Source organism: Acidithiobacillus sp. 'AMD consortium', from assembly GCF_008926505.1.
GTDB lineage: Bacteria > Pseudomonadota > Gammaproteobacteria > Acidithiobacillales > Acidithiobacillaceae > Acidithiobacillus > Acidithiobacillus ferridurans.
The window spans coordinates 1,122,509-1,144,513 of the sequence record NZ_CP044411.1; the positions used below are offsets into that span (position 1 = coordinate 1,122,509).

The following is a 22,005-nucleotide window of genomic DNA, read 5'->3' on the forward strand; positions in this document are numbered from 1 at the left end:
TCAGCACCGGATTTTTCAGATATCACGGGATGGCGGCGTTCGCCTCCAGCCTCGATGAGCTCGACAGCCTCACCGTGAGTTGGCGAAGTACGTCGTGTCACGTGATTACCTAACTGTGGCCGATGTGCTCCGGCTGGTTCCGAGACATATGGGTACCTCAATGCCGGGGGACCTGGGATTCCCCATCCCAATGCACCAGTTCCAGGCGCCCCGTTGCGTGTTCCACGAGCGCCGTGCAACTCTCCACCCAGTCGCCGTCGTTGTGATACAGGATGCCCTCGATTTCCTTGATCTCCGCATGATGAATATGGCCGCAGATGACCCCTTCGTAGCCCTCCCGGCGGCATGCCTGCGCCAAGACCTGTTCATAGTCGCCAATGAACTGCACCGCCTGTTTGACGCGGCGTTTGATGGTCGCGCTCAGGGACCAGCGGCTATGCAGACCGATGCGGCGTACTGCCCATTGATACCGGCGATTGATGAAAAGGAGCAGCGTATAGCCGTGATCCCCGAGCCGGGTAAGCCAGGGGGCGTACCGCATCGTCACATCGAATTGATCCCCATGGATCACCCATAGGCGGCGGCCGTCGACTGTCTCGTGAACGCATCTGTCCACGATCTGGATATCTCCCAGCAGGATACGCTCCCCCTCTACGGGGACGAGATCGGAAAGCATTTCAAAAACCGGGTCATGGTTGCCCCGTACATAGCGCACCTGCACCCCATGCCGGGCGAGACGAAGGATCTTTTGTACCACCGTATTGTGCGTGGGCGGCCAGTACCAGCGGCGCTTGAGTTGCCAGAGGTCGAGTATGTCTCCCACCAGATACAGGTATTCGCAGTGATAATGACGCAGAAAGGAGAGCAACGCCTCCGCCTGGCAGCCTCGAGTGCCCAAATGAACATCGGAAATAAAAATGGCGCGGCAGGAGACACCGAGCGGCTCCTCAGCATTCTTCGGCGGAGTGTGCGACGGCATGAGACCCCCTGGTCAGGTCGAGGTTGAGGATTTTTGCCCCGGTAGTATAGCCGCAAACCTGGGAAGAGATGCACTAGGTCGACATCAGACCGAGCGCAGGTCAGGTATTCCGCAGACGTTCACGAAACTGTCACATTCGCTCGGTATGATTCACGATGACACTTTGCTGTCGCCCATCTACGGATATTCAGGAGAATGCCATGACCTCCATGCACGAAACACCGGATAGCCATGAACAAGCCCCGTTCAGTCCCGTTCCGCTCCCCGAAACGCCTGCTTCCGTAGTCGCACCGATGGTGAGTGACCCCGAGCTTCGGCATCGCCGGATCGCCGAGGCCGCCTATTTTCTGGCGGAACAGCAAGGATTTCCGGCCGACCAGACGGAAGCCTGTTGGTTCGCCGCCGAACAGGACATAGACCGGGAAGGGCTTGCCGCTGGCCAGTAGGGTGGTGACGCTCAACAGCACCCGTCCGTGGGTAAGAAACCTTTCTCACAGTAGCTTGGAGGGCACGCCTTGCGCTGGTATGGGCAGGTACTGAATATGGCCGTAGCGCATGGAATGGCGGGAGCAGCTCTGATGGAGATGCTGGTATGCACGCCGATCACGGCTGTCCGGTTCTCGCCCGAGACCAGCGGCGCATGACGGAAACCGCGATGCGGATCACCCTGGTTACGGAGACCTACCCGCCCGAGATCAATGGGGTGGCCATTACCCTGGGGCGCGCCGTCGAGGCCTTGCAGGCCCGAGGTCATGAGGTCACCCTCATCCGTCCACGGCAGGCGGGGGAATCCCCGAGTCCGGGCCTCATGCCCGCGCTGCCCCTCTTTTTTTACCGCCAGGTGCGCATCGGGTGTGCCACCCCTATCATCCTGCAGCGCTGCTTGCGGGATTGGGGCAGCGAGATCGTCCATATTGCTACGGAAGGTCCTTTGGGCCTCGCCGCCCTCATCGCCGCACGGCGTCTGCACATTCCCGCGGTAACCAGCTTCCATACCAATTTTGATCAGTACGCCGCACATTACGGGTTATCCCTGCTGGGCCACGGGGCGAGAATTTATCTTCGCGCCTTTCATAATGCGGGCAAACTCACGCTGGTGCCCAGCCAGAGCACCTTGGATCGTCTGCAGGCCCAAGGATTTCAGCAAGTACGCCGTTGGGGTAGAGGCGTGGATACCGTGCGTTTTCATCCCCAATGGCGGGACGATGCGCTGCGGGAAAGCTTGGGCCTGGGGCCGGAGGGCCGACTCTTGCTGTATGTGGGGCGACTGGCTCCCGAAAAGAATCTCACGCCGCTCATCACCGCCTTTCGCACGCTGCGCAGGAACGGTCTTAGAGCGGTGCTCGTGCTGGTGGGCGACGGTCCCTTGCGCCCAGGGTTCAGCCGCCTCTCCGAGGAAGGCATTCTCTGTATCGGCATGCAGCGGGGCATGGATCTGGCGCGCTGGTATGCCAGCGCCGATCTGTTCTGCTTCCCCTCCTGCAGTGAAACCTTCGGGAATGTGGTGCTCGAAGCCGAAGCCAGCGGCTTGCCGATCCTCGCTTATGATTGCCCTGGGGTAAACGAACAGGTGAGTGATGCTGTTCATGGATTGCTCCTGCCCCCGGGCAGTGACTGGGCCCCCATGTTACAACTCCTCAGCAAAGATTCCGGTCTCCGCCAAAAGTTCGGTGCGGCCGGTCGTCTGCGGGCCGAATCCCAGAGCTGGATGCACAGTTTCGACGTGCTCGAAGCCGCCTATCGCGAACAACTAGGATCCGAACTCGCTCCGCCGTGATGACACTTGAATCACTTTCGCAAGGATACTCCGATGCGCATACTGATGCTCTCCGATACCTATATCCCCCGCATCAGCGGGGTCGCCACCTCGATTCGCAGCTTTCGTAGCGGGCTGCAGGGACTTGGACACACGGTGGATCTGCTGGTCCCCGATTATGGGTCTTCCGTGCCGAGCGATGATTCCGGCATCATGCGTGTGCCGGCTTGGAAAACGGGTTTTTATCCCGAAGAGCGATTGATGCGGCCTTGGGCACTCCTGCGCATGACCCGTGAGCTGGCATCCCGTGGCTATGACCTGCTGCATGTCCAAACCCCCTTTGCCGCCCATTATATGGGTACCCATCTGGCCCGTAGGCTGGAGATACCGGTCCTGAGCTCCTACCACACCTATTTTGAGGCCTACATCGGTCACTATTATGCAGGCATACCCAAAATCCTGCGTCTCGCCCTGGCCCGGATCCCCTCACGTCAGCAGTGCCAGGCGGTGGATGGTGTGATCGTGCCCTCCATGGCCATGGCGACTGTGCTCTGGGGCTACGGCGTCAATACCCCGATCCGGGTCATCCCCACCGGCATTGATCTGACTGCCCAGACAACGGGGGACCGGTCCGCCTTTCGCGATCGCCACGGCATCGCGGCAGACCGTTTGGTGCTGCTTTATGCCGGGCGGATCGCTCCCGAAAAGAACATCGCCCTGCTGGTGGAAGTGGTCGGGCACCTGCGCGCGATTTTTCCGGGTATCCTCTTGCTGCTGGCGGGCGACGGCCCTTTCAGGGAATCCCTGGAACAGCAGGTCGTCGAAAAGGATTTGACGGAGCAGGTTCGTTTTCTCGGCTATCTGGACCACGACACGGCCCTGCGGGATGCCTATGCCGCCGCCGATCTTCTGGTGTTCGCCTCGGAAACCGAGACGCAGGGCATGGTATTGCTTGAAGCCCTGGCGGCGGGGCTACCCCTCGTCGCCATTGCGGCCATGGGTGCTGCGGACTTTGTGACCAGTGGCCGCGGCACACGAGCCGCACCGGCCCAAGCGTCCGGTTTTGCCGAGGTCTGCGCCGGCATTTTGTCCAATGACGTGCTGCGCGCGCGGATGGCGCAGGAAGCCAGAGAACTGGCCACCCAATGGGCCGAGCCGGCCATGGCTGAACGCCTGCAGGCGTTTTACGCTGTTGCCGTCGCGGGCGGCAAGTCTGCTTCGAACCCCGCGGGTACATCATCCGTCCCTCATCGCACCAGCTCCAGATGATCATCCAGATATGCAACGGATACCGCGCGGTCCTCCTCCCGGTCCTCATGATTAGTTAGCGGTTTTTCGAGTTGGTGCCCAAGCACGAATCCCAATATTAAATGATGTGTCCATAGAATAATTTATTAATCATTTATCTAATTGATTATTATCCTATTTAATAGCATGGCGAATCTGTTGCGGATCAATCCTGTCGATTGGTTGACATTCGGCTGAAAAAGAATTACATCTGCAGCATACAAAACGATAAACGCATGTTAACATATTCGTTACATGCATCTGTTCGGCATCGAGTACTGATGGAGATGGGTTTTCCATACGCTCTGGTCCCAATCAGGCGGAGTGCCTGTGCGGTGGTCGCAGGACTGCGTATTGCGGTCAAAGGCGAGCAGCGCGATGGCCGTAGTTCTTTTGTGAATATGTATCAGTTAGTTACCATGTTTGTGAATGCTAACAAGGCAAGTCGCAGTTCGTAATATTTGGGATATTTCGATGTCGGGGGATTTATCTTTCGGCGCGAATTGCTAACGAAGTGGCAACAAAGGCAGAAACATCAAAAAGGGAGATCAAATATGAAAATTCAGTCGCGGAGCAGCATGCAGTGGAAGCACAAAATTCGTTGGGCTACATGCGCTACATTTATGGTTGGGGCGGCCGCATGTTCGGGCAATGCGCTGGCATTGCCGACATTCGCCCGTCAGACTGGCTGGTCGTGCGCAACGTGCCATACATCCTATCCTCAACTCACCCCCATGGGTCGTATGTTCAAGCTGCTGGGATATACCAGTAATAATGTTCAGCGGCAGCAGAAGCTGGAAGCAAAGTTTGGAAAAAGCACCGCACTTCTGCTGATGCGTGTGTCACAGTTTTCGATTTTTTTTCAGGCGAGCTATGCCAATGTGGCCGGGGGCCAGGAGGCCTTTAATGGGGCGGGGGTATCCAACCCGCCGGGTAACCAGAATGACATTCAATTTCCGCAACAGGTGAGTTTATTCTATGCGGGGGAAATCACCCCCCATATCGGTGCATTCCTGCATCTGACATACAGCGGCCGAGGCGGTTTCGGTATGGATGACAGCGACATCCGTTGGGCGCACCCATGGAACCTGGGTCCCGATCAACTGCTGATCACCGGTGTCGAAGTGAATAATACACCGACCGAGCCGGACATCTACAACACGGTACCAGACTGGTATGCGCCATTCTCGAGTTCCAAATATAGTGCCATCCGGCAGATACCCACCACCTTTATCGAAGGGGCGCATGGCGCCGGTTATCCTCTTGCGGGTATCGGCACTTACGAAGCCTATATTTTTGGGCAGGATAAGGCCAACTGGCTCTACTTCGAGGCGGACGGATACACCAACGCGGACGGTATTGGTGTACAGCCGAACTCCGGAGGAGCATTCGGATATGCTAATGACGGCAGAATGCAGGGTGTCGCCCCCTATGTTCGTCTGGCCTATCAGCGCGACTGGGGTAACTGGAACTGGGAAGTCGGTACCTATGGGATGTGGAGTCGCCTGTACGATAGTCCCAACACCAAAGGCGGTCCGGTAGACAGTTTCGATGATTATGATCTGGATAGCCAATTGCAATGGCTGGATACGGCGGACAACAGCAATGTCACGCTGCACGCGGACTGGATACACGAGGACCAGACATTTGGTCCAGGTACTACTCTTTCAAGTTCTACAACTGGAAATCTCAATTCCCTCAATATAAATGGTTCCTACTGGTACCATGATCATTATGGTGTATCTGGTGGATATCTGGACACCTGGGGTTCTGCCAACCCTGATCTCTGGGGAACGAGCTATTCCGATAACGGATCTCCGGATACCAACGGAGAATGGATCGAGGCGTCTTATTTGCCCTGGTGGAACACCAGATTCTCGTTGCGGTATACCATGTTTAACCAATTTCGCGGGCTGACGAACAGTACGGCCACGAGTTTCGGCGCTTCGGCATACAATACGCTTGAGCTGCTGACCTGGATATCATTTTAAGGAGGGGGTGGGCTATGTATCTTGTATTATCATCGAATCGTTTCGCTCCTTCCAAAAAGAAGGGTGTCATTCGCAGTGCCGCCGTAGCGTTGGCGATATGGAGCGCCGGTCCAGCACTGGCGCAGGTGCCACAATCTGTCCATCAGTCATGTATGATCTGCCACGGCCAGACCGGCGAAAATACCATCTATCCGATGGTTCCGCGCCTGAGTGGTCAGCAGGTGCAATATCTGGCATGGCAACTGAAGCAGTTCAAGGCGCATACCCGTGCGGATCAAAATGCGCAGATTTACATGTGGCCTGTCGCGCAGGCCATGAGTCAGAAGGAAATCCAGTCAGTTGCGAAGTATTATGCGGCGCAATCGCCCATGCACAGCGCATCCTCGCCACGTCCCGGAGTCTCCGCGGGTAAGCAGATATTCCTGCAGGGCATCGCTGCGCAGGGTGTTCCCGCGTGTATGGCCTGCCACGCCGTGAACGCGACAGGTCGAGGGATATTTCCGCGATTGGCCGGGCAGCGATACGCATATATCGTTCAGCAGCTAAGCTATCTGCATGATGGAAACCGGGTGAATCCCATCATGCAGCCAGTGGCAGAAAAGCTGACAAACCGGCAAATGCAGGATGTGGCGGCTTATCTGTCCGGTCTGCATTGAGATCAATGAGATGCGGTGGAGGCGCAGATTCTGGCACGCCCGGTGTGGGCCATGTCAGGTCTGCCGCCATCTTATACCAGATGCTCCCCGGCCAGCTTGCAGGGATGGCCCGGATCGCCTGTTTCCACTTGCAAGGTAGGATGGACGATCTGAAAATGCGCGCGCAATTCCTCACCGATTTCATGGAGCAGCGCATCGCCGGGATAGCAGTCGGGCATGACCAGATGCGCAGTCAGCGCAGTTTCGGTGGTGCTCATGGCCCAGATATGCAGGTCGTGCACGGCCGTGACGTTGGGTATCCCAAGCAAATAAACCCGTACTGCGTCGATGTCGATACCCGGGGGGACGCCGTGCAGCGCCAGATGGGCGGAGTCACGCAATAAACCCCAGGTAGCCATCACAATCAACGCGCTGATCAGCAGACTAGCTGCAGAGTCCAGCCAGAACCAGTGGGTGAACAGCATCACGATCCCCGCCACCACTACGCCCAAAGAGATCGCTGCGTCGCCTGCCATGTGCAAAAACGCCGCACGGATATTCAAGTCGCCTTTTCGTCCCGACATGAAGAGCAGGGCCGTCCCCGTGTTGATCACTACCCCGAAGGCCGCCACACCGATTACGACGACACTTGCTACGGAGGCCGGGTGCAGCAGCCGCTCAATGGCTTCCCAGGCGATGCCGCCGGTGACCACCAACAGAAAGACGGCGTTCGCCAGCGCCGCGAGAATGGACGAACTGCGTAGTCCATAGGTAAATCGCCCCGAAGGGGGGCGGTTGGCGAGGGCACTCGCTCCCCAGGCCATGAGCAGCCCCAGAACGTCACTGAGGTTATGGCCGGCATCTGCCAGCAGCGCGAGGGAATGCCCAAGCACCCCGAACACCGCCTCGGTCAATACGAAGCTCAGATTGAGTCCAATGCCGATCGCAAAAGCACGGCCATTCACGGGGGCATGACCATGTGCTCCATGGCGGTGCCCGTGATCATGAGGGGGCGCATGGGTATGCGGGGATTCTGCATGATCGGTGTGGTTGTGTGCCATATGGCATTCCTCCGCGTTTTGGTTGAATATGACTCATTAAAAGCCCTGGCGCCACTGCCGGGATCTGGATATGCCTCTGGCCGATAGTCAGCGCCTTTTGCATCTGCTGGATCATCCTATGGAGGGAGACGTATGAAAAAATCAGGTTTCGTGGTCATGGTCGGCTTGCTTCTCGGGGCGGGCGCGGGTTGCGCCGTATACCCCACCGGCTATGATTATTATGCTTATGGGGGCCAAGGGTATTACAGCGGTTACCCTGCGGTTGGCTACTGGTATCCACCTGGTGCTTACGCTCGGTACTACACCCCGCAATTATATTTTCAGACCCAACTGTGGAACTACTATCCACGGTCCTATTATTACCGTTATTTTGCGGCGCCGCCGCCCCTGCGCCGCGGCATACCGCTGCCGCCCAGACCGCCCGTGGGTGTACCTTTGCCGCCGCCACCGCGCGTACCCATGGGTGCGCCGGGGGGATTCGTTTCACCTCCTCCGCAGGCTTTCCCAGGGTACAGGGCGCCGGGCCCGGAAGGGCAGCGGCCACGCTTCGCGCCACCTCCACAGCGCCCCGGGCAGCATTCAGATCGGGGGCCTCCGGACAAGTCGCGGCGGCCACAAGGCGGTCCCTGATGTCCTTCTGGATAGCCCAGTGCTTTGTCTGGACATGGCCGTCACCATTTGTCACTCGTAATGGGTAATCTGTTCTGTTAGAGTGCGCTTGCCGTCATGCCTCAGTCTGCATGACGCGCGTCGCACTGGTCCCTACCTTTATGAAGCGTCTGCCATAGACTGGCGCCCTTGTGGCGAGGCCGGTGTTTTCGGAGTAAAACTTATGTCGTCTTTTGAATCTCTGGGTCTTTCTGAGCCTATCTGGCGTGCGGCTGCCGAACGTGGCTACACCAGTCCCACCCCTATTCAGGAACAGGCCATCCCGGTAGTCATGTCCGGTGTCGACCTGCTGGCGGGCGCACAGACGGGTACCGGCAAGACTGCCGCGTTTGCCATGCCCATCCTGCACAAACTGGCGGCTACTTCAGGTAGCGCGTCATGCGCTCCTTCCAGTGTGCGTGCGCTGATTCTGGTTCCCACCCGCGAACTGGCGGCGCAGGTGGAGGCGAGCGTGCAATTGTACGGGCGCTATCTTCCCCTGCGCTCCCTGGTGCTCATCGGTGGGGTCAAGATCAATCCCCAGATGCAGAAACTGCGCCGCAGCGTGGATGTCCTGGTAGCCACCCCCGGTCGCCTGCTGGATCATATCCAGCAGCGCAGTGTCGACCTCTCTCACGTCGAAATTCTGGTGCTTGACGAAGCCGATCGCATGCTCGACATGGGCTTTATTCGTGATATCCGGCGCATCCTTGCGGTATTGCCGAAAAAACGCCAGAACCTGCTGTTCTCGGCGACGTTCTCGCCGGAAATCCGTGGGCTGGCCGATGGCCTGCTGAACAACCCGACCAGTGTTGAGGTCGCGGCGCGCAATGCTACTGCCGATAATGTCGCCCAGCGGGTTTTTGCCGTCGATCAGGACCGCAAACGCGAGCTTCTTTCCCATCTGATCGAAGAACATCAATGGGGGCAGGTGCTGGTTTTCACTCGCACCAAGCATGGTGCCGACCGCCTTGCCAGGCACTTATCGCAGGATGGCATGCAGGCTATGGCAATCCATGGCGATAAGAGCCAGGGCGCCCGTACCCGCGCCCTGGCGGAGTTCAAGGAAGGCAAAGTGCAGGTCCTGGTGGCGACGGATATCGCTGCCCGCGGTATCGACATCAGCGAGCTGCCCCACGTGGTGAACTTTGAACTTCCCCATGTGCCGGAAGATTATGTCCATCGTATCGGGCGGACCGGTCGCGCCGGTAACAACGGCCAGGCCGTATCGCTGGTGAGCAGCGAGGAGCGTAAGCAGTTACAGGATGTGGAGAAGCTCCTGCGTCGCTCCTTTGACCGGGAGATCGTCGTCGGTTTCGAGCCGCGACAGTCTTTCTCCGGTCATGCACCGTCAGGGGTGCCGCGTCGTCCGGCTCAGGCCGCAGGGCGGGGTCGGCCCGGTTCAGGAGCGGTGCCTTCGGGTCGTGCCCGCCGCACCTGAGAACATGATTCTTCCCATCCTGTACTGACGGGGTTATTTTGGTGTGCAACGCCTTGGCATTCCGCCAGGGCTTGCGCCACAATAAGCGGACGATGGGCGTGTCCGGGCAAAAGGCAGGTATGGACGAAGACAAGGTATCCTCCCGTGTCCTGGTAGTGGAGGATGAGGAAGGCATTCAGGAACTTCTGCGCGTTACCTTGGAGCGTAATGGCTTTGACGTTCGCTGTGAGGGCAGCGTCGAATCGGCGGAAGCGGTACTCCAGACCTGGGGGCCGCAGTTGCTGGTGCTCGACTGGATGCTTCCCGGCAAAAATGGCTTGGTATGGTGCCGTATGCTGCGCCGTCGTGAAGAGACCCGGAAGCTGCCCATCATCCTCCTTACCGCACGCGGTGAAGAGGGTGACAGGGTGCATGGTCTGGAGTCAGGTGCGGATGATTATCTGGCCAAACCCTTTTCTCCGCGGGAACTGGTGGCGCGGGTCAATGCCCTGCTGCGGCGCAGTTACGGTGGCACGGCGGCGGGCCGGGTACGGCTTGGCGATCTGCAGGTGGATCTGCGCGCGCATCGGGTCTACGCCGGTGAGGTACAGGTTCATCTCGGGCCTACCGAGTTTCGTCTTTTGCGTCTTTTTGTGACCAACCCGGAACGGGTCTTTTCGCGGGATATGCTACTCGATCAGATCTGGGGGCGGCAGAGTTTTGTCGAAGAGCGTACGGTCGACGTCCACATTCGCCGCTTGCGTCGGGGGCTGGAGCACCACGGTTACGCCCAGATCATCGAAACTGTCAGGGGCGAAGGCTATCGCTGTAGCGCCTTGGGTTTTCAGCGAGAAGTGGTGGACGAGCGATGACTGGTGTGGCGGCTTTCGCGCATTCAGCAGGCCGCAGCACACCCCGGCATATCTTTCCGGCGTGAAGTACCTCCGTGCCTGGTTTTACCCCTTGGCGCTCTGGGCGTTGATTCCGATTTTTCTGGCCGCCGATGATCTGCACGCCTGGTCCTACCTCCCACTGGTGATCATCGCTTTCTTGCTAGCGCTCTGGGTCGGCTGGCATCGCCAGCAATCCCTGAATTTCAGCGCTTGGTTCCGTAACCCGTATACCTCGTTGCCACCGCTGGCGGGGGGGATATGGGAGGAGACCTTTGCCGAGGGCTACCACTGGCGGCGTGATCAGGAGGCGCAGCACCGCCAGCTCAGTGCCCAGATCGTACAGTTGCGTGACGCCTTGCAGGCGATGCCCGACGTTGTGGTATTGATGGACGAGCGTGGCCAATTGCTCTGGGTGAATCCTTCGGGTATCCGCTTGCTGCAACTGCAATGGCCCGATGACGCGGGTAAGCCGCTGGCTTTCTGGCTGCGAACTCCGCATCTGCGCGCCTTTCTCGCCGGCGAAGGGCCACCCAGCCTGCAGCTCCCGGCCCCGGCAGATGCACAACAGATTTTGGAGGGCATGCGCTATCCCCTCGCCGATGCGGGTGCTTTGGTTATCTTCCGGGATGTGACCCGTATCCGTCAGCTTGAACAGGTCCGTCAGGACTTCGTAGCCAATGTCTCCCATGAGTTGCGCAGCCCGCTGACGGTAGTGCGCGGTTTCCTGGAAAACATGCTGGACAGTCCTATCGCTGCCGACGATGAGGTGAGTAGTCAACTCCGTCTCATGGAACAGCAGACGCTGCGCATGCAGTCTTTGGTCGAAGACTTGCTGTCTCTGGCACGTATGGAGGCCGCCGAGGCGAATCCGGAACACTGCGAAACGCTCATGATCGCGACTATGATACACAACACGCTGGATACCCTGGCGCCCGCCATAGTGCAAAAACGGTTGCAGATCGACACGGCGCTGGATGGCGACTTGGGCATTTTCGCAGAAACCATCGATCTGACCAGTATCATCCGAAACTTGTTGGAAAACGCCATCAAATATACCCCGGCAGACCGCGCCGTCAACGTGCGCTGGGAGCGTCGCTCGGGCGATCTGCGTTTGGTGGTGCAGGATACCGGTGATGGTATCGCTGCCGAGCACTTGCAGCGTATCACCGAGCGTTTTTATCGGGTGGACAAAGGTCGCTCCCGACGCATGGGAGGTACGGGGCTGGGATTGGCCATTGTCCGTCACGCTGTCGAGCGTTATCAGGGGCATCTGGAAGTGACTAGTGAAGTGGGTAAGGGAACCACTTTTACTGCGCATTTTCCGCCCCATCTCGCCCGCAGTTTTCCCTCCGACTCCGCAGTGTCATAAAACGGTAATAAAACCTTGCTATAGTCCCTATGCAGCTTTTAACTAAACCTGTATAGGGGGCGTGATATGATGAAGACCAAGGGTGTGGCTTTTGTGTTGGGCGTGATGAGCCTGGGTGTAGCAGGGCTGGCGCAGGCGGAGACCATTTCCGCCGCAGGTGGCACGGCCATTTATCCCGTCCTGTCCAAATGGGCGGAAACTTACAAACAGAAAACCGGCATCATGGTGAATTATCAGGCCATCGGTTCTGGTGGCGGGATTGCCCAAATCAAGGCAAAAACCGTCGCTTTCGCCAACAGCGACATGCCTCTCCAGCCTGAATACCTCAACAAAGACCATCTCGTCCAGTTTCCGGCTGTGATTATTGGCATTACCCCCGTCGTGAATGTCCCCGGTATAAAGCCCGGTGAACTGACCTTCAACGGCACCGTGCTCACCGGTATTTACCTGGGCAAGATCAAGAAATGGAACGACGCAGCCATTGCCGACCTCAATAAGGGCGTTAAGCTGCCGGATATGAATATCACGGTGGTCCATCGTTCTGACGGTTCCGGCACCACCTTCAACTTTACCAATTATCTAGCCAAGGTCAGCCCGGAATGGAAGCAACGTGTAGGTGATAACACGGCTGTTTCCTGGCCCGTCGGTGTGGGTGGCAAGGGTAATGCGGGCGTCGCTGCATATGTACAACGGATTCCTGGTGCCATCGGCTACGTGGAATATGCCTACGCCAAGGAAAACCACCTGGCTTACGGCAAAATGATCAATGCCGCGGGCAAAGTGGTGGCCCCTGATCTGGCTACTTTCCAGGCCGCTGCGGCGAATGCGGACTTTACCAAGGTGGAGGATTTCTACATGATTCTCACCAACCAGGCGGGTGCCCAGAGTTGGCCCATTTCCGCTGCGACTTACATCCTGATGCGCCAGGATGCCGATAAGGCGGTCAATGCCGGAGTCCTGGCGTTTTCGCGCTGGTTCCTGACAGCCCCGCAGGCGCAAGCGGAAGCCAGGAGCCTGGATTATGTGCCATTACCAAAAACTACGGTGACGCAGATTGAGACGTACTGGAAAAGGAATCTGGGCCAGTGAGCTGAGATATGGAAGATACCCGCGACGCAGAGTTGGGAGTGCGGATGGTGGTGCCGTCCCCCGCTGTGCCACCTCGCCATAGTCCTGCGCGACCGCGACGCTTGCATGCCATGGATCGGAGCTTCCGCGGACTGACGGCCGGACTCGCCTTTTTGGTCCTGCTCCTGCTGGTCGGGGTGGCATTGTCCCTTTTTTTGCGCGGGTGGGAAGCTTTTCATCGGTTTGGCTTCGCTTTTTTCTGGAGTGACACCTGGGATCCGGTTACCGAGAACTTCGGCGCTCTGGTACCGATTTATGGAACTTTGGTCAGCTCCGTGATCGCCCTGCTGATCGCCGTGCCCATCAGTTTCGGCATCGCGTTATTTATCAGTGAACTCGCACCCGAATGGTTACGCCAACCGGTCGGCAGCGCCATTGAACTGCTGGCGGGTATCCCCAGTATCATCTTCGGCATGTGGGGTCTTTTCGTCTTTGCACCGGTTTTGGGCAGTGCAGAGCCTTGGCTCAATGACCATCTGGGTGCTCTGCCCGGTATCGGGACACTGTTTCGCGGTCCGCCGATGGGCATTGGTATGCTGACTGCCGGTATTATTCTGGCCATCATGGTGATCCCCTTTATTTCCGCGATCATGCGCGATGTTTTTCTGGTTGTGCCAGAGATGCTCAAAGAGTCGGCCTATGGCCTGGGTGCCACGACTTGGGAAGTGGCACGCCATGTGGTTCTCCCTTATACCCGTACGGCGGTAGTCGGCGGGGTGTTCCTTGGTCTGGGTCGTGCCCTTGGTGAAACTATGGCGGTAACCTTTGTGATCGGTAATGCCCACGACCTCCATATCTCTTTGCTCGACGCCGGAAACTCCATCGCCGCCGCGCTGGCAAACGAGTTTGCGGAGGCCTTTTCACCCATGTACAAGTCGGCGCTCATGGCCTTGGGTTTCATTCTCTTCATCATTACCTTCGTGGTGCTGGTGCTGGCCAAACTGATGCTCTGGCGTCTCGGTCGGGGACAAGGGAAGGTGGGTTTATGAATACGGCCAGGAGCGCCCATTATCTGCGCCGTCGCTTCTGGAATATCTTCAATCTGGGTATGGCCATGGCAACGACGCTGTTTGGCCTCTTCTGGCTGGTCTGGATTCTTTGGACCACTCTCGCTTATGGTGCTGGCGCCCTCAACCTGGAACTGTTTACAGGTGACACGCCGGCGCCTGGCAGTATCGGGGGCTTGCGCAATGCCTTCGTGGGCAGCCTGCTAATGATCGGCGTGGCGGTGATGATTGGCACCCCTGTGGGAATCCTGGCCGGCACCTATCTCGCGGAGTTTGCGCAAGGCAGCCGACTTGCGGCAGTCATCCGTTTTTTTAATGACATTCTGCTCAGTGCACCATCCATCGTGATCGGTCTGTTTATTTACGCAGTGGTGGTGGTGCCCATGGGGAGTTTCTCGGGTCTTGCCGGGGCCTTGTCGCTGGCTATTTTGCTTTTACCGGTCGTCCTGCGCACTACGGATGAGATGCTGGGCATGGTCCCCGGCACCATGCGCGAGGCGGCTCTGGCCCTGGGGGCGCCTCACTGGAAGATGATCGTTCAGGTGAGTTATCGGGCCGCACGTTCTGGTATACTCACCGGGGTTCTGCTGGCGGTGGCGAGAATCAGTGGCGAGACCGCACCACTGCTGTTCACGGCGCTTAGTAATCAGTTTTTCAGCACGAATCTGGACAAGCCGATCGCCAATGTCCCGGTAGTCATTTTTCAATTTGCCATGAGTCCCTATCCAGAATGGCAGCATCTGGCCTGGGCGGGCGCGTTGATAGCTGCCATGGCTGTGCTAGTCTTGAGCCTTGTGTCCCGCTTCCTTATCAAAGACAGGAGCCCGCGTTGATGTCGGAACCCCAGAAAACCAAAATATCCGTCCGCCACCTGGACTTTTTTTATGGGAGCAACAAGGCCCTCATAGATATCAATCTGGAAATACCCGAGAATCAGGTGACCGCGTTCATCGGGCCGTCGGGCTGCGGCAAGTCGACGCTTCTGCGGGTATTTAATCGCATGTATTCTCTATACCCTGGGCAACGGGCGACCGGCGAAGTACTGCTGGATGGTGAGAATATTCTCGCTCCCGGCATGGATGTGAACATGCTGCGCGCTAAAATCGGCATGGTATTTCAGAAACCAACGCCTTTCCCCATGTCCATCTATGACAATATCGCCTTTGGCATCAAACTTTATGAAAAATTACGCAAGGTGGAGATGGACGAGCGGGTGGAGCAGGCGTTGCGTCAGGCCGCTCTCTGGGAAGAGGTGAAGGACAAACTCAAGACGAGCGGGCTGGGGTTGTCCGGTGGGCAGCAGCAACGCCTGTGTATCGCGCGCGCGGTGGCGGTGAAACCGGAGGTGATCCTGCTCGATGAACCGACCTCCGCACTGGACCCCATCGCCACCCTCAAGATTGAAGAACTGGTGAGCGAACTGCAGAAACAGTTTACCATCCTGATCGTCACCCACAACATGCAACAGGCAGGGCGAGTATCTGATTATACAGCATTTATGTATATGGGCGAGATGGTGGAATTTGATTCCACCCATCAGTTATTCACTAATCCCGGCAAGAAGCAGACCGAAGACTACATCACGGGTCGCTACGGTTAAGGAGCGCAGCTATGGACAAAGAACCACATATTTCCCAGCGTTTTGAAGAAGAACTCCATGAGGTCCACGCCCTGGTGCTCGCCATGGGTGGGGTGGTGGAGGAGCAGATCACGAATGCCATCAAGGCACTGCAGGAGTCAGATGCCGAACTGGCCCGTGAAGTGATCGGGCGTGACCACGAGGTGAATGGTTACGAGGTGCGTATTGAAGAGGAGTGCATCAATATTCTGGCTACGCGTCAGCCTGCCGCCAGCGATCTGCGTCTGGTGATGACCCTGATCAAGACTATCGCGGATCTGGAGCGTATGGGCGACAAGGCCAGCAAGATTGCCGATATGGCCTTGGCTATGGGACATGGCGCGCGTAACGACAATCCGGCCTTTCTCAGAGACGTGGGCGTGATGGCCGACTATGCCTTGAATATGTTGCGCCGCGCCATGGATGCCCTGGCCCGTGCGGATGCGGAGGAAGCCATTGCCGTCGCCAAAGGCGATGAGGTGCTCAATCAGGAATACCGCTCTGCCTTGCGCCGTCTGATTACCTACATGATGGAAGATCCGCGCACCATCACCCCGGCCATCGATGCGCTCTTTATCGCCAAAGCCATCGAGCGTATTGGAGATCATGCTCGGAACATTTGCGAATACGTCATTTATCTTGCCAAAGGGAAAAGTGTCCGGCATCTTCCGTTGGACGAGGTAGAACAAAGCATCCAGGGGAAATAGCGGTGGCAGAATCCGCAGCCACAGCAGGGCTCGAAAATTTTCTGGCGGCGGTGGACCTGGGTTCCAACTCTTTTCATATGGTGGTAGCAGAAGAAGTCGGCTCTGATATCCGTCTGCATGATCGTTTGCGCGAAGGCGTTCGGCTGGCGGAGGGCTTACGCGACGACGGCAGTCTCGATCCGGAAGTCGAAAAACGCGCGCTGGATTGTCTGGCCCGCTTCGGGCAGCGTCTACGGGGCATTCGTCCGGAGCGGGTACGGGTAATCGGCACCAATACCCTGCGTCAGGCGAGCGCTACGGAAGGCTTCATCCGTGCTATTGAAAACACCCTCGGCTATCCGCTGGAAATCGTGGCCGGCCGTGAAGAAGCCCGTCTGGTCTATCTGGGCGTTGCGCACAGTCTTGCGGTGGACGCCCGTGAACGACGTCTGGTAGTGGATATTGGAGGGGGCAGCACCGAGTTGATCGCGGGCCAAGGGTTTATCCCTGACCTGCGGGAGAGTCTGCATTTCGGCTGCGTGGCCTCCACCCGAGCCTATTTCCCCGATGAGCAGATTACGGCGCCTGCCTGTGAGCGCCTGGAAAAGCGGGTACGCATGGCGGTGGAACCCATGCTGGAGGATTTTGCCAGCCACGGCTGGGATCAGGCGGTGGGTTCATCAGGCACGATCAAGTCGATTGGCCGTATCCTTGCCGAGGGCGGTCAGGGCCCGCGCATCACCCGCGCAGGCCTACATTGGCTGCGTGAACAGATGATGCGTCTTGGTTCGGTGCGTGCGCTGACCCGGTTGAAAGGCCTGAAGCCCGATCGTGCTGCAGTCTTCCCAGGCGGCTTCATCATCCTTTTTGCGCTCTTCGAGTCATTGGGCCTGCAGGAAATGCGCTTTTCCGAGGGGGCATTGCGCGAGGGGGCCATTTACGATCTGCTTGGCCGCATCCATCAGGAAGATACCCGAGAGATGAGCATCTGCAGCCTGCAGGAACGTTTTCACAGCCAGGTATTGCGTAATCAGAGCGTGGCGCGGTGGGCGGAACGCTTTTTTACCTCTGCGACCCGGACCTGGCCGCTCCACGGAGGGCATCAGCAATGGCTGCACTGGGCGGCCTTAACCCACGATATCGGTCTGGACATCGCCCATTCAGGATTTCACAAGCATGGTGAATATGTCTGGCGGAACGCGGATATCGCGGGTTTTTCGCGTCGTGAGCAGGGTGTCGTTGCGGCGTTGCTCCGTGCCCAGCGTAAACGCTTGCCTGGTCTTGCCCAGTTGCGTTCTTTGGGAGTCGCTGCCGAGGATGTGGCGCCTCTTCAGCAGTTAGCGATCCTGCTCCGCATGGCCATCCTTTTTCATCGGGGCGCGCTCCCGCTGGCGGTTCCGCCGGAGTTGACGGTGACTGGTCGGCATGTCGTTCTGCACCTGCCAGCGCGCTGGCTGACGGATATGCCGCTACTGGCCGCTGATCTCGAACAGGAGCAGGAATGGATCACGCCGGATTTCCACCTGCAGTGGTAACCGCTGGCGGCAAGTCCGACCTGGCGGCAATTGGCGAGTTTTTCGCTGGAGGCCATGGCCAGCACCTTGCCGGTACCGGCCTACGATACCGCTGGAGTCAATGAACATTCTAGCGGATGGCGACGCAGTCTTGATGGCGTTGATTGATCGGCCCCCGAACCAATTTGCGTCTGTCGGCACCTTTGTTATTGTTGCCCATGCCGGAGACGCTCCCGGCCGATCGGGGAGGATGCAACCATCGATGTGATCAACGAGATGCTGAGCTGGCTGCGTCTTCAACCCATTACCCTGGAGATGATCGTCACCTTTCTGCGCCAGTATGGTTACTGGATTCTCTTCATTGGTACGCTGCTCGAGGGGGAGGCGGTCGTGATTATCGCTGGTGCCCTGGCCCATGCCGGAGTGCTGGATCTCCCCCTGGTGATATTTGTCTCCTGGTTGGGCAGTACTCTCAATGATCAGGTGCTTTATCAGCTTGGTTACCGGTATGGCGGACGCCTGCTGAATATGTTGCCGCGCTTTCTGCGCCGCCACGTGGATCAGGCCGAGGGTTTGATCCGCCGCTTTGGTGACTGGGTGACGCTGTTTTTCCGTTTTATCTATGGCACCCGCACCATTACCCCCATCCTGCTGGGGGTGCATCGCTATCCAGCGCAGCGCTATCTGTGGATGAACCCGGCTGCCGCAGCGGTGTGGGCGGCCGCCATCGCCGGGATCGGGTATGCCCTTGGTGCCTCGCTGCGGAGTCTGCTGAAAAGTGTTCAACATGTGCAGATTGTGCTCCTGCTGCTGTTGATCGCGGTAGCGTTGGCGTACTGGTGGTGGCATCGGCGCCATGGTGAATGAAGCGCCGCGGTCGTACCAGCGGGGCAGGGCAGATGCTTGATTCGCATACCTCGGATGATTTGCCAGAGCCCCCGGTTTTATGCTAAAAAGCGCTGGGCTTAGGCCTAATACTCACACGTGCCAATACAGGGCAGCCGGGTGTCCGTAAGGATGGCTGCATGGGGCGCGTGGCGGATCATAACCCTGAATACTGGAGAAAACCTATGAGCAGCAATGTTACCATGCGCGCCCTGTTGGAAGCCGGCGTCCACTTTGGTCACCAATCCCGTTACTGGCACCCGAAAATGGCACCGTACCTTTTCGGTGAGCGTAATCGCATTCACATCATCAATCTCGAACACACTTTGCCCATGCTGCGCACGGCGCTCAGCTTTGTCGAACAGATTTCCCGCAAGCACGGCCGCATCCTTTTTGTCGGTACCAAACGCCAGGCGCGCGAGGCCGTCGAGCAGGAAGCTCGACGCAGCGGCGCCTTCTTTGTGAATCAGCGCTGGCTGGGTGGTACCCTGACCAATTTCAAGACCATCCGCCAGTCCATTCGCCGTCTTGATGAACTGGATCAGATGACGGCTGATGGCACTATGGAAAAACTCACCAAAAAAGAGGGGCTCACCCTGACCCGCGAGCGCGACAAGCTGGAGCGCAGCCTCGGTGGCATCAAGGATATGAATGGTCTGCCGGATGCCATCTTCGTCATCGATGTTGGTCATGAAAATATCGCAGTTCTGGAAGCTCGAAAGCTGGGTATCCCGGTGATCGGTGTGGTGGATAGCAACTGTGATCCGTTGCTCATCGACTTCCCCATCCCCGGTAATGATGATGCCACCCGCGCCATTCGCCTGTACGCCTCGCTGGTAGCCGATGCCATTCTCGATGGTCGTCAGGGTGGAGAGTCCGGGCTGCTTGACGAGTTTGTCGAGGTGGACGAAGAAACCATCGAAATCGACGCAGACTAACCCATTCATCATAACCAAGGAGCATTCATGGCTATCAGTGCACAACAAGTCAAGGAACTGCGTGAGCGCAGCGGCGCCGGCATGATGGAATGTAAAACGGTGCTGACCGAAGCCAATGGCGATATGGAGGTGGCTATCGACCTTTTGCGCGCACGCGGTCTGGCCAAGGCCGATAAAAAGGCGAACCGGGTGGCCGCAGAGGGCGTCATCGTCACCGCCCTCAGCGAGGATCAAAAGCGGGGTGTCGTTCTCGAGGTCAACTGCGAAACGGATTTTGTCGCCAAAAATGAAGATTTCCTGGCGCTGGCGAAGGACTGCGTCGGGCAGGCCTTGGCGCAGGGGCTCAAAGATGCCGAAGCCCTGCTCGCGGATGCCGGAGTGGAAGAGCGGCGTAAAAGTCTGGTCAGCAAACTGGGCGAGAATATCAGTCTGCGTCGCCTGCAGCACCTACAGGTCATGGATGGTGTGATCGGTGCCTATGTTCACGGCAGTCGCATCGGTGTGCTCGTGGCCCTGGAGGGCCGGGCGGCCACCAGTGAACTTGGCCGCGATGTGGCCATGCATGTGGCTGCGGCGCGCCCCGAAGTGATTCATCCCGGCGAAGTATCCCCGGAACGTCTGAATCGTGAAAAGGAAATTTTGATCACCCAGGCGGCAGCCAGCGGCAAGCCGGCAGACATCATTGAAAAGATGATCTCCGGACGTCTGAACAAACTGCTCAACGAAATCGCCCTTACCGGACAGCCGTTTGTCAAAGACCCTGACCGCAGTGTCGGCCAGTTGATACAGAGCTTTCCTGGCGTCGAGGTGCTGGAGTTCGTCCGCTTTGAAGTGGGGGAGGGGATAGAAAAGGCCCCCACCGCAGATTTTGCGACCGAGGTCATGGCGCAGGTCCGGGGGTCCTGAGTGGCGGCGCCCTTGTATTCCCGCATTCTCCTCAAGCTTAGCGGCGAGGCGCTCATGGGCGATGGTCAGTACGGTGTGGACCGTGAGGTCGTACAGCGCATAGCCAGGGAAGTCAAGGATGTCTCCGACACCGGAGTACAGATCGCCATCGTGATCGGTGGCGGTAATATTTTCCGGGGTATGGCCAAGGCGGCCGAAGGTATGGACCGCGCCACCGCCGACTACATGGGTATGCTGGCGACGGTCATGAATGCCCTCGCCGTGCAGGATGCCCTGGAGCACCTCGGTCTGCCGACCCGGGTGCTGTCGGCGCTGCATATCGAACAGGTCGCGGAGCCTTATATCCGGCGGCGTGCTATCCGCCATCTGGAAAAGGGACGGGTAGTCATCTTCGGCGCTGGTACCGGGAATCCCTTTTTTACCACCGATACGGCGGCCAGCCTGCGCGCGGTGGAAATCAATGCCGAACTAGTGCTCAAGGGGACCAAGGTAGACGGTGTTTACACCGACGATCCCGTCAGCCACCCCGAGGCCATGCGCTACCGGGAACTGTCCTATAGCCAGGTGTTGGAGCAAAACTTACAGGTTATGGATGCGACGGCTATCACCCTCTGCCGCGATAATGACATGCCGATCATCGTTTTTTCCATCAACAAATCCGGCGCATTGATGCGGGTGATGCTGGGTGAAGAGGAAGGCACTTCCGTGCGCAGAGAGATTGCATGACTATTCAAGGGATCAAGAAAGATTCAGAAGCCCGGATGAAGAAGAGCATTGAGTCGCTGAAGGGCGAGCTTACCCGGCTGCGTACTGGCCGGGCCAGTGCCGGTCTGCTGGATCACGTACAATTGGACTACTACGGGGCGCCGACGCCACTGGCGCAGGTCGCCTCGGTTTCGGTGGCGGATGCTCGTTCACTGCTGGTGACTCCGTGGGAAAAGAACCTGATTCCCAAAATTGACAAGGCCATTCGTGACGCCGGTCTGGGGCTCAATCCGGTGGCGGGTTCGGATAATGTTCGCGTGCCCTTGCCAGCGCTTTCAGAGGAACGTCGTAAGGAAATGGTAAAGGTGGTCCGGCAGGAAGGGGAGGGCGCACGCGTGGCGATTCGGAACATCCGTCGCGACAGCATTTCTCAGGTCAAGGAACTCCATAAGCAGAAGACCATCTCCGAAGATGAAGAGCGACGGGCTGAGGAAGAGTTTCAGAAGCTGACGGACCGTTATATTGACGAGGTGGATGCTGTGGTGGAGGCCAAGGAAGCTGACCTCATGGAGGTCTGAG

Annotated in this window: 22 protein-coding genes; 20 read left to right on the forward strand and 2 right to left on the reverse strand. The window is 58.0% G+C overall.

Features of this window, described 5'->3' with window-relative positions:
• Positions 1–157: 157 nt before the first annotated feature.
• On the reverse strand, positions 158–979 hold the full coding sequence (locus tag F6A13_RS05860) for a UDP-2,3-diacylglucosamine diphosphatase (RefSeq protein WP_113525719.1): 822 nt from the start codon (positions 977–979) through the stop codon (positions 158–160).
• A 200-nt stretch (positions 980–1,179) separates the two neighbouring features.
• On the opposite strand from F6A13_RS05860, the gene F6A13_RS05865 reads away from it, so the two are divergent.
• The 5 genes from F6A13_RS05865 to F6A13_RS05885 all read left to right on the forward strand — a co-directional run bounded on the left by F6A13_RS05865 (position 1,180) and on the right by F6A13_RS05885 (position 6,669).
• Complete coding sequence (locus F6A13_RS05865) at positions 1,180–1,425, forward strand: DUF2934 domain-containing protein (RefSeq protein ID WP_172959371.1); 246 nt, start codon at positions 1,180–1,182, stop codon at positions 1,423–1,425.
• Positions 1,426–1,571: 146 nt separating this feature from the next.
• The gene (locus F6A13_RS05870; RefSeq protein ID WP_225981979.1) at positions 1,572–2,756 is read left to right on the forward strand and encodes a glycosyltransferase family 4 protein; all 1,185 of its coding nucleotides are present in this window, start codon (positions 1,572–1,574) and stop codon (positions 2,754–2,756) included.
• Positions 2,757–2,789: 33 nt separating this feature from the next.
• The gene (locus tag F6A13_RS05875) at positions 2,790–4,004 is read left to right on the forward strand and encodes a glycosyltransferase (protein ID WP_126605215.1); all 1,215 of its coding nucleotides are present in this window, start codon (positions 2,790–2,792) and stop codon (positions 4,002–4,004) included.
• A gap of 572 nt (positions 4,005–4,576) precedes the next feature.
• Complete coding sequence (locus tag F6A13_RS05880) at positions 4,577–6,013, forward strand: cytochrome C (protein ID WP_151528126.1); 1,437 nt, start codon at positions 4,577–4,579, stop codon at positions 6,011–6,013.
• A gap of 14 nt (positions 6,014–6,027) precedes the next feature.
• On the forward strand, positions 6,028–6,669 hold the full coding sequence (locus F6A13_RS05885) for a c-type cytochrome (RefSeq protein WP_126605216.1): 642 nt from the start codon (positions 6,028–6,030) through the stop codon (positions 6,667–6,669).
• Positions 6,670–6,740: 71 nt separating this feature from the next.
• Here F6A13_RS05885 and F6A13_RS05890 read toward each other — a convergent pair whose 3' ends face one another.
• Positions 6,741–7,709 carry a cation diffusion facilitator family transporter gene (locus F6A13_RS05890; RefSeq protein ID WP_113525724.1) on the reverse strand — a complete coding sequence of 323 codons (969 nt, stop codon included), beginning with the start codon at positions 7,707–7,709 and terminating at the stop codon, positions 6,741–6,743.
• A 132-nt stretch (positions 7,710–7,841) separates the two neighbouring features.
• Here F6A13_RS05890 and F6A13_RS05900 point away from each other — a divergent pair, with 132 nt between their 5' ends.
• The 15 genes from F6A13_RS05900 to frr all read left to right on the forward strand — a co-directional run bounded on the left by F6A13_RS05900 (position 7,842) and on the right by frr (position 22,004).
• Entirely contained in the window at positions 7,842–8,339 is a 498-nt protein-coding gene (locus F6A13_RS05900; RefSeq protein ID WP_126605217.1) for a hypothetical protein, read from the forward strand.
• 202 nt (positions 8,340–8,541) lie between these two features.
• Complete coding sequence (locus tag F6A13_RS05905; RefSeq protein WP_126605218.1) at positions 8,542–9,798, forward strand: DEAD/DEAH box helicase; 1,257 nt, start codon at positions 8,542–8,544, stop codon at positions 9,796–9,798.
• Positions 9,799–9,839: 41 nt separating this feature from the next.
• Positions 9,840–10,649: a phosphate regulon transcriptional regulator PhoB gene (phoB, locus tag F6A13_RS05910; protein ID WP_225981980.1), complete on the forward strand. Its 810-nt coding sequence runs from the start codon at positions 9,840–9,842 to the stop codon at positions 10,647–10,649.
• 61 nt (positions 10,650–10,710) lie between these two features.
• Entirely contained in the window at positions 10,711–12,039 is a 1,329-nt protein-coding gene (gene phoR / locus F6A13_RS05915) for a phosphate regulon sensor histidine kinase PhoR (RefSeq protein WP_113525726.1), read from the forward strand.
• 66 nt (positions 12,040–12,105) lie between these two features.
• Complete coding sequence (pstS, locus tag F6A13_RS05920; protein WP_225981981.1) at positions 12,106–13,128, forward strand: phosphate ABC transporter substrate-binding protein PstS; 1,023 nt, start codon at positions 12,106–12,108, stop codon at positions 13,126–13,128.
• Positions 13,129–13,136: 8 nt separating this feature from the next.
• Complete coding sequence (gene pstC / locus F6A13_RS05925; protein ID WP_172959372.1) at positions 13,137–14,156, forward strand: phosphate ABC transporter permease subunit PstC; 1,020 nt, start codon at positions 13,137–13,139, stop codon at positions 14,154–14,156.
• On the forward strand, positions 14,153–15,007 hold the full coding sequence (gene pstA / locus F6A13_RS05930) for a phosphate ABC transporter permease PstA (protein ID WP_126605219.1): 855 nt from the start codon (positions 14,153–14,155) through the stop codon (positions 15,005–15,007). The genes pstC and pstA overlap by 4 nt, the downstream gene beginning before the upstream one ends.
• On the forward strand, positions 15,007–15,774 hold the full coding sequence (gene pstB / locus F6A13_RS05935) for a phosphate ABC transporter ATP-binding protein PstB (protein ID WP_113525728.1): 768 nt from the start codon (positions 15,007–15,009) through the stop codon (positions 15,772–15,774). Before pstA ends, pstB begins: the two co-directional genes overlap by 1 nt.
• Before the next feature lie 11 nt (positions 15,775–15,785).
• The gene (gene phoU / locus F6A13_RS05940) at positions 15,786–16,499 is read left to right on the forward strand and encodes a phosphate signaling complex protein PhoU (RefSeq protein ID WP_113525729.1); all 714 of its coding nucleotides are present in this window, start codon (positions 15,786–15,788) and stop codon (positions 16,497–16,499) included.
• A 2-nt stretch (positions 16,500–16,501) separates the two neighbouring features.
• Positions 16,502–18,013, forward strand: a complete 1,512-nt coding sequence (locus F6A13_RS05945; protein ID WP_113525730.1) for a Ppx/GppA phosphatase family protein — start codon at positions 16,502–16,504, stop codon at positions 18,011–18,013.
• Positions 18,014–18,256: 243 nt separating this feature from the next.
• The gene (locus tag F6A13_RS05950) at positions 18,257–18,859 is read left to right on the forward strand and encodes a DedA family protein (RefSeq protein ID WP_225981982.1); all 603 of its coding nucleotides are present in this window, start codon (positions 18,257–18,259) and stop codon (positions 18,857–18,859) included.
• A gap of 203 nt (positions 18,860–19,062) precedes the next feature.
• A complete protein-coding gene (rpsB, locus tag F6A13_RS05955) occupies positions 19,063–19,815 on the forward strand; it encodes a 30S ribosomal protein S2 (RefSeq protein WP_009564727.1) in 753 nt (250 codons plus the stop codon).
• Between the two features lie 27 nt (positions 19,816–19,842).
• Entirely contained in the window at positions 19,843–20,721 is an 879-nt protein-coding gene (gene tsf / locus F6A13_RS05960; RefSeq protein WP_113525731.1) for a translation elongation factor Ts, read from the forward strand.
• Positions 20,722–21,447 (forward strand): UMP kinase, encoded by a 726-nt coding sequence (pyrH, locus tag F6A13_RS05965; RefSeq protein ID WP_113525732.1) that lies wholly within the window; start codon positions 20,722–20,724, stop codon positions 21,445–21,447.
• Positions 21,444–22,004 (forward strand): ribosome recycling factor, encoded by a 561-nt coding sequence (gene frr / locus F6A13_RS05970; protein ID WP_126605220.1) that lies wholly within the window; start codon positions 21,444–21,446, stop codon positions 22,002–22,004. Before pyrH ends, frr begins: the two co-directional genes overlap by 4 nt.
• Position 22,005 lies beyond the last annotated feature (1 nt).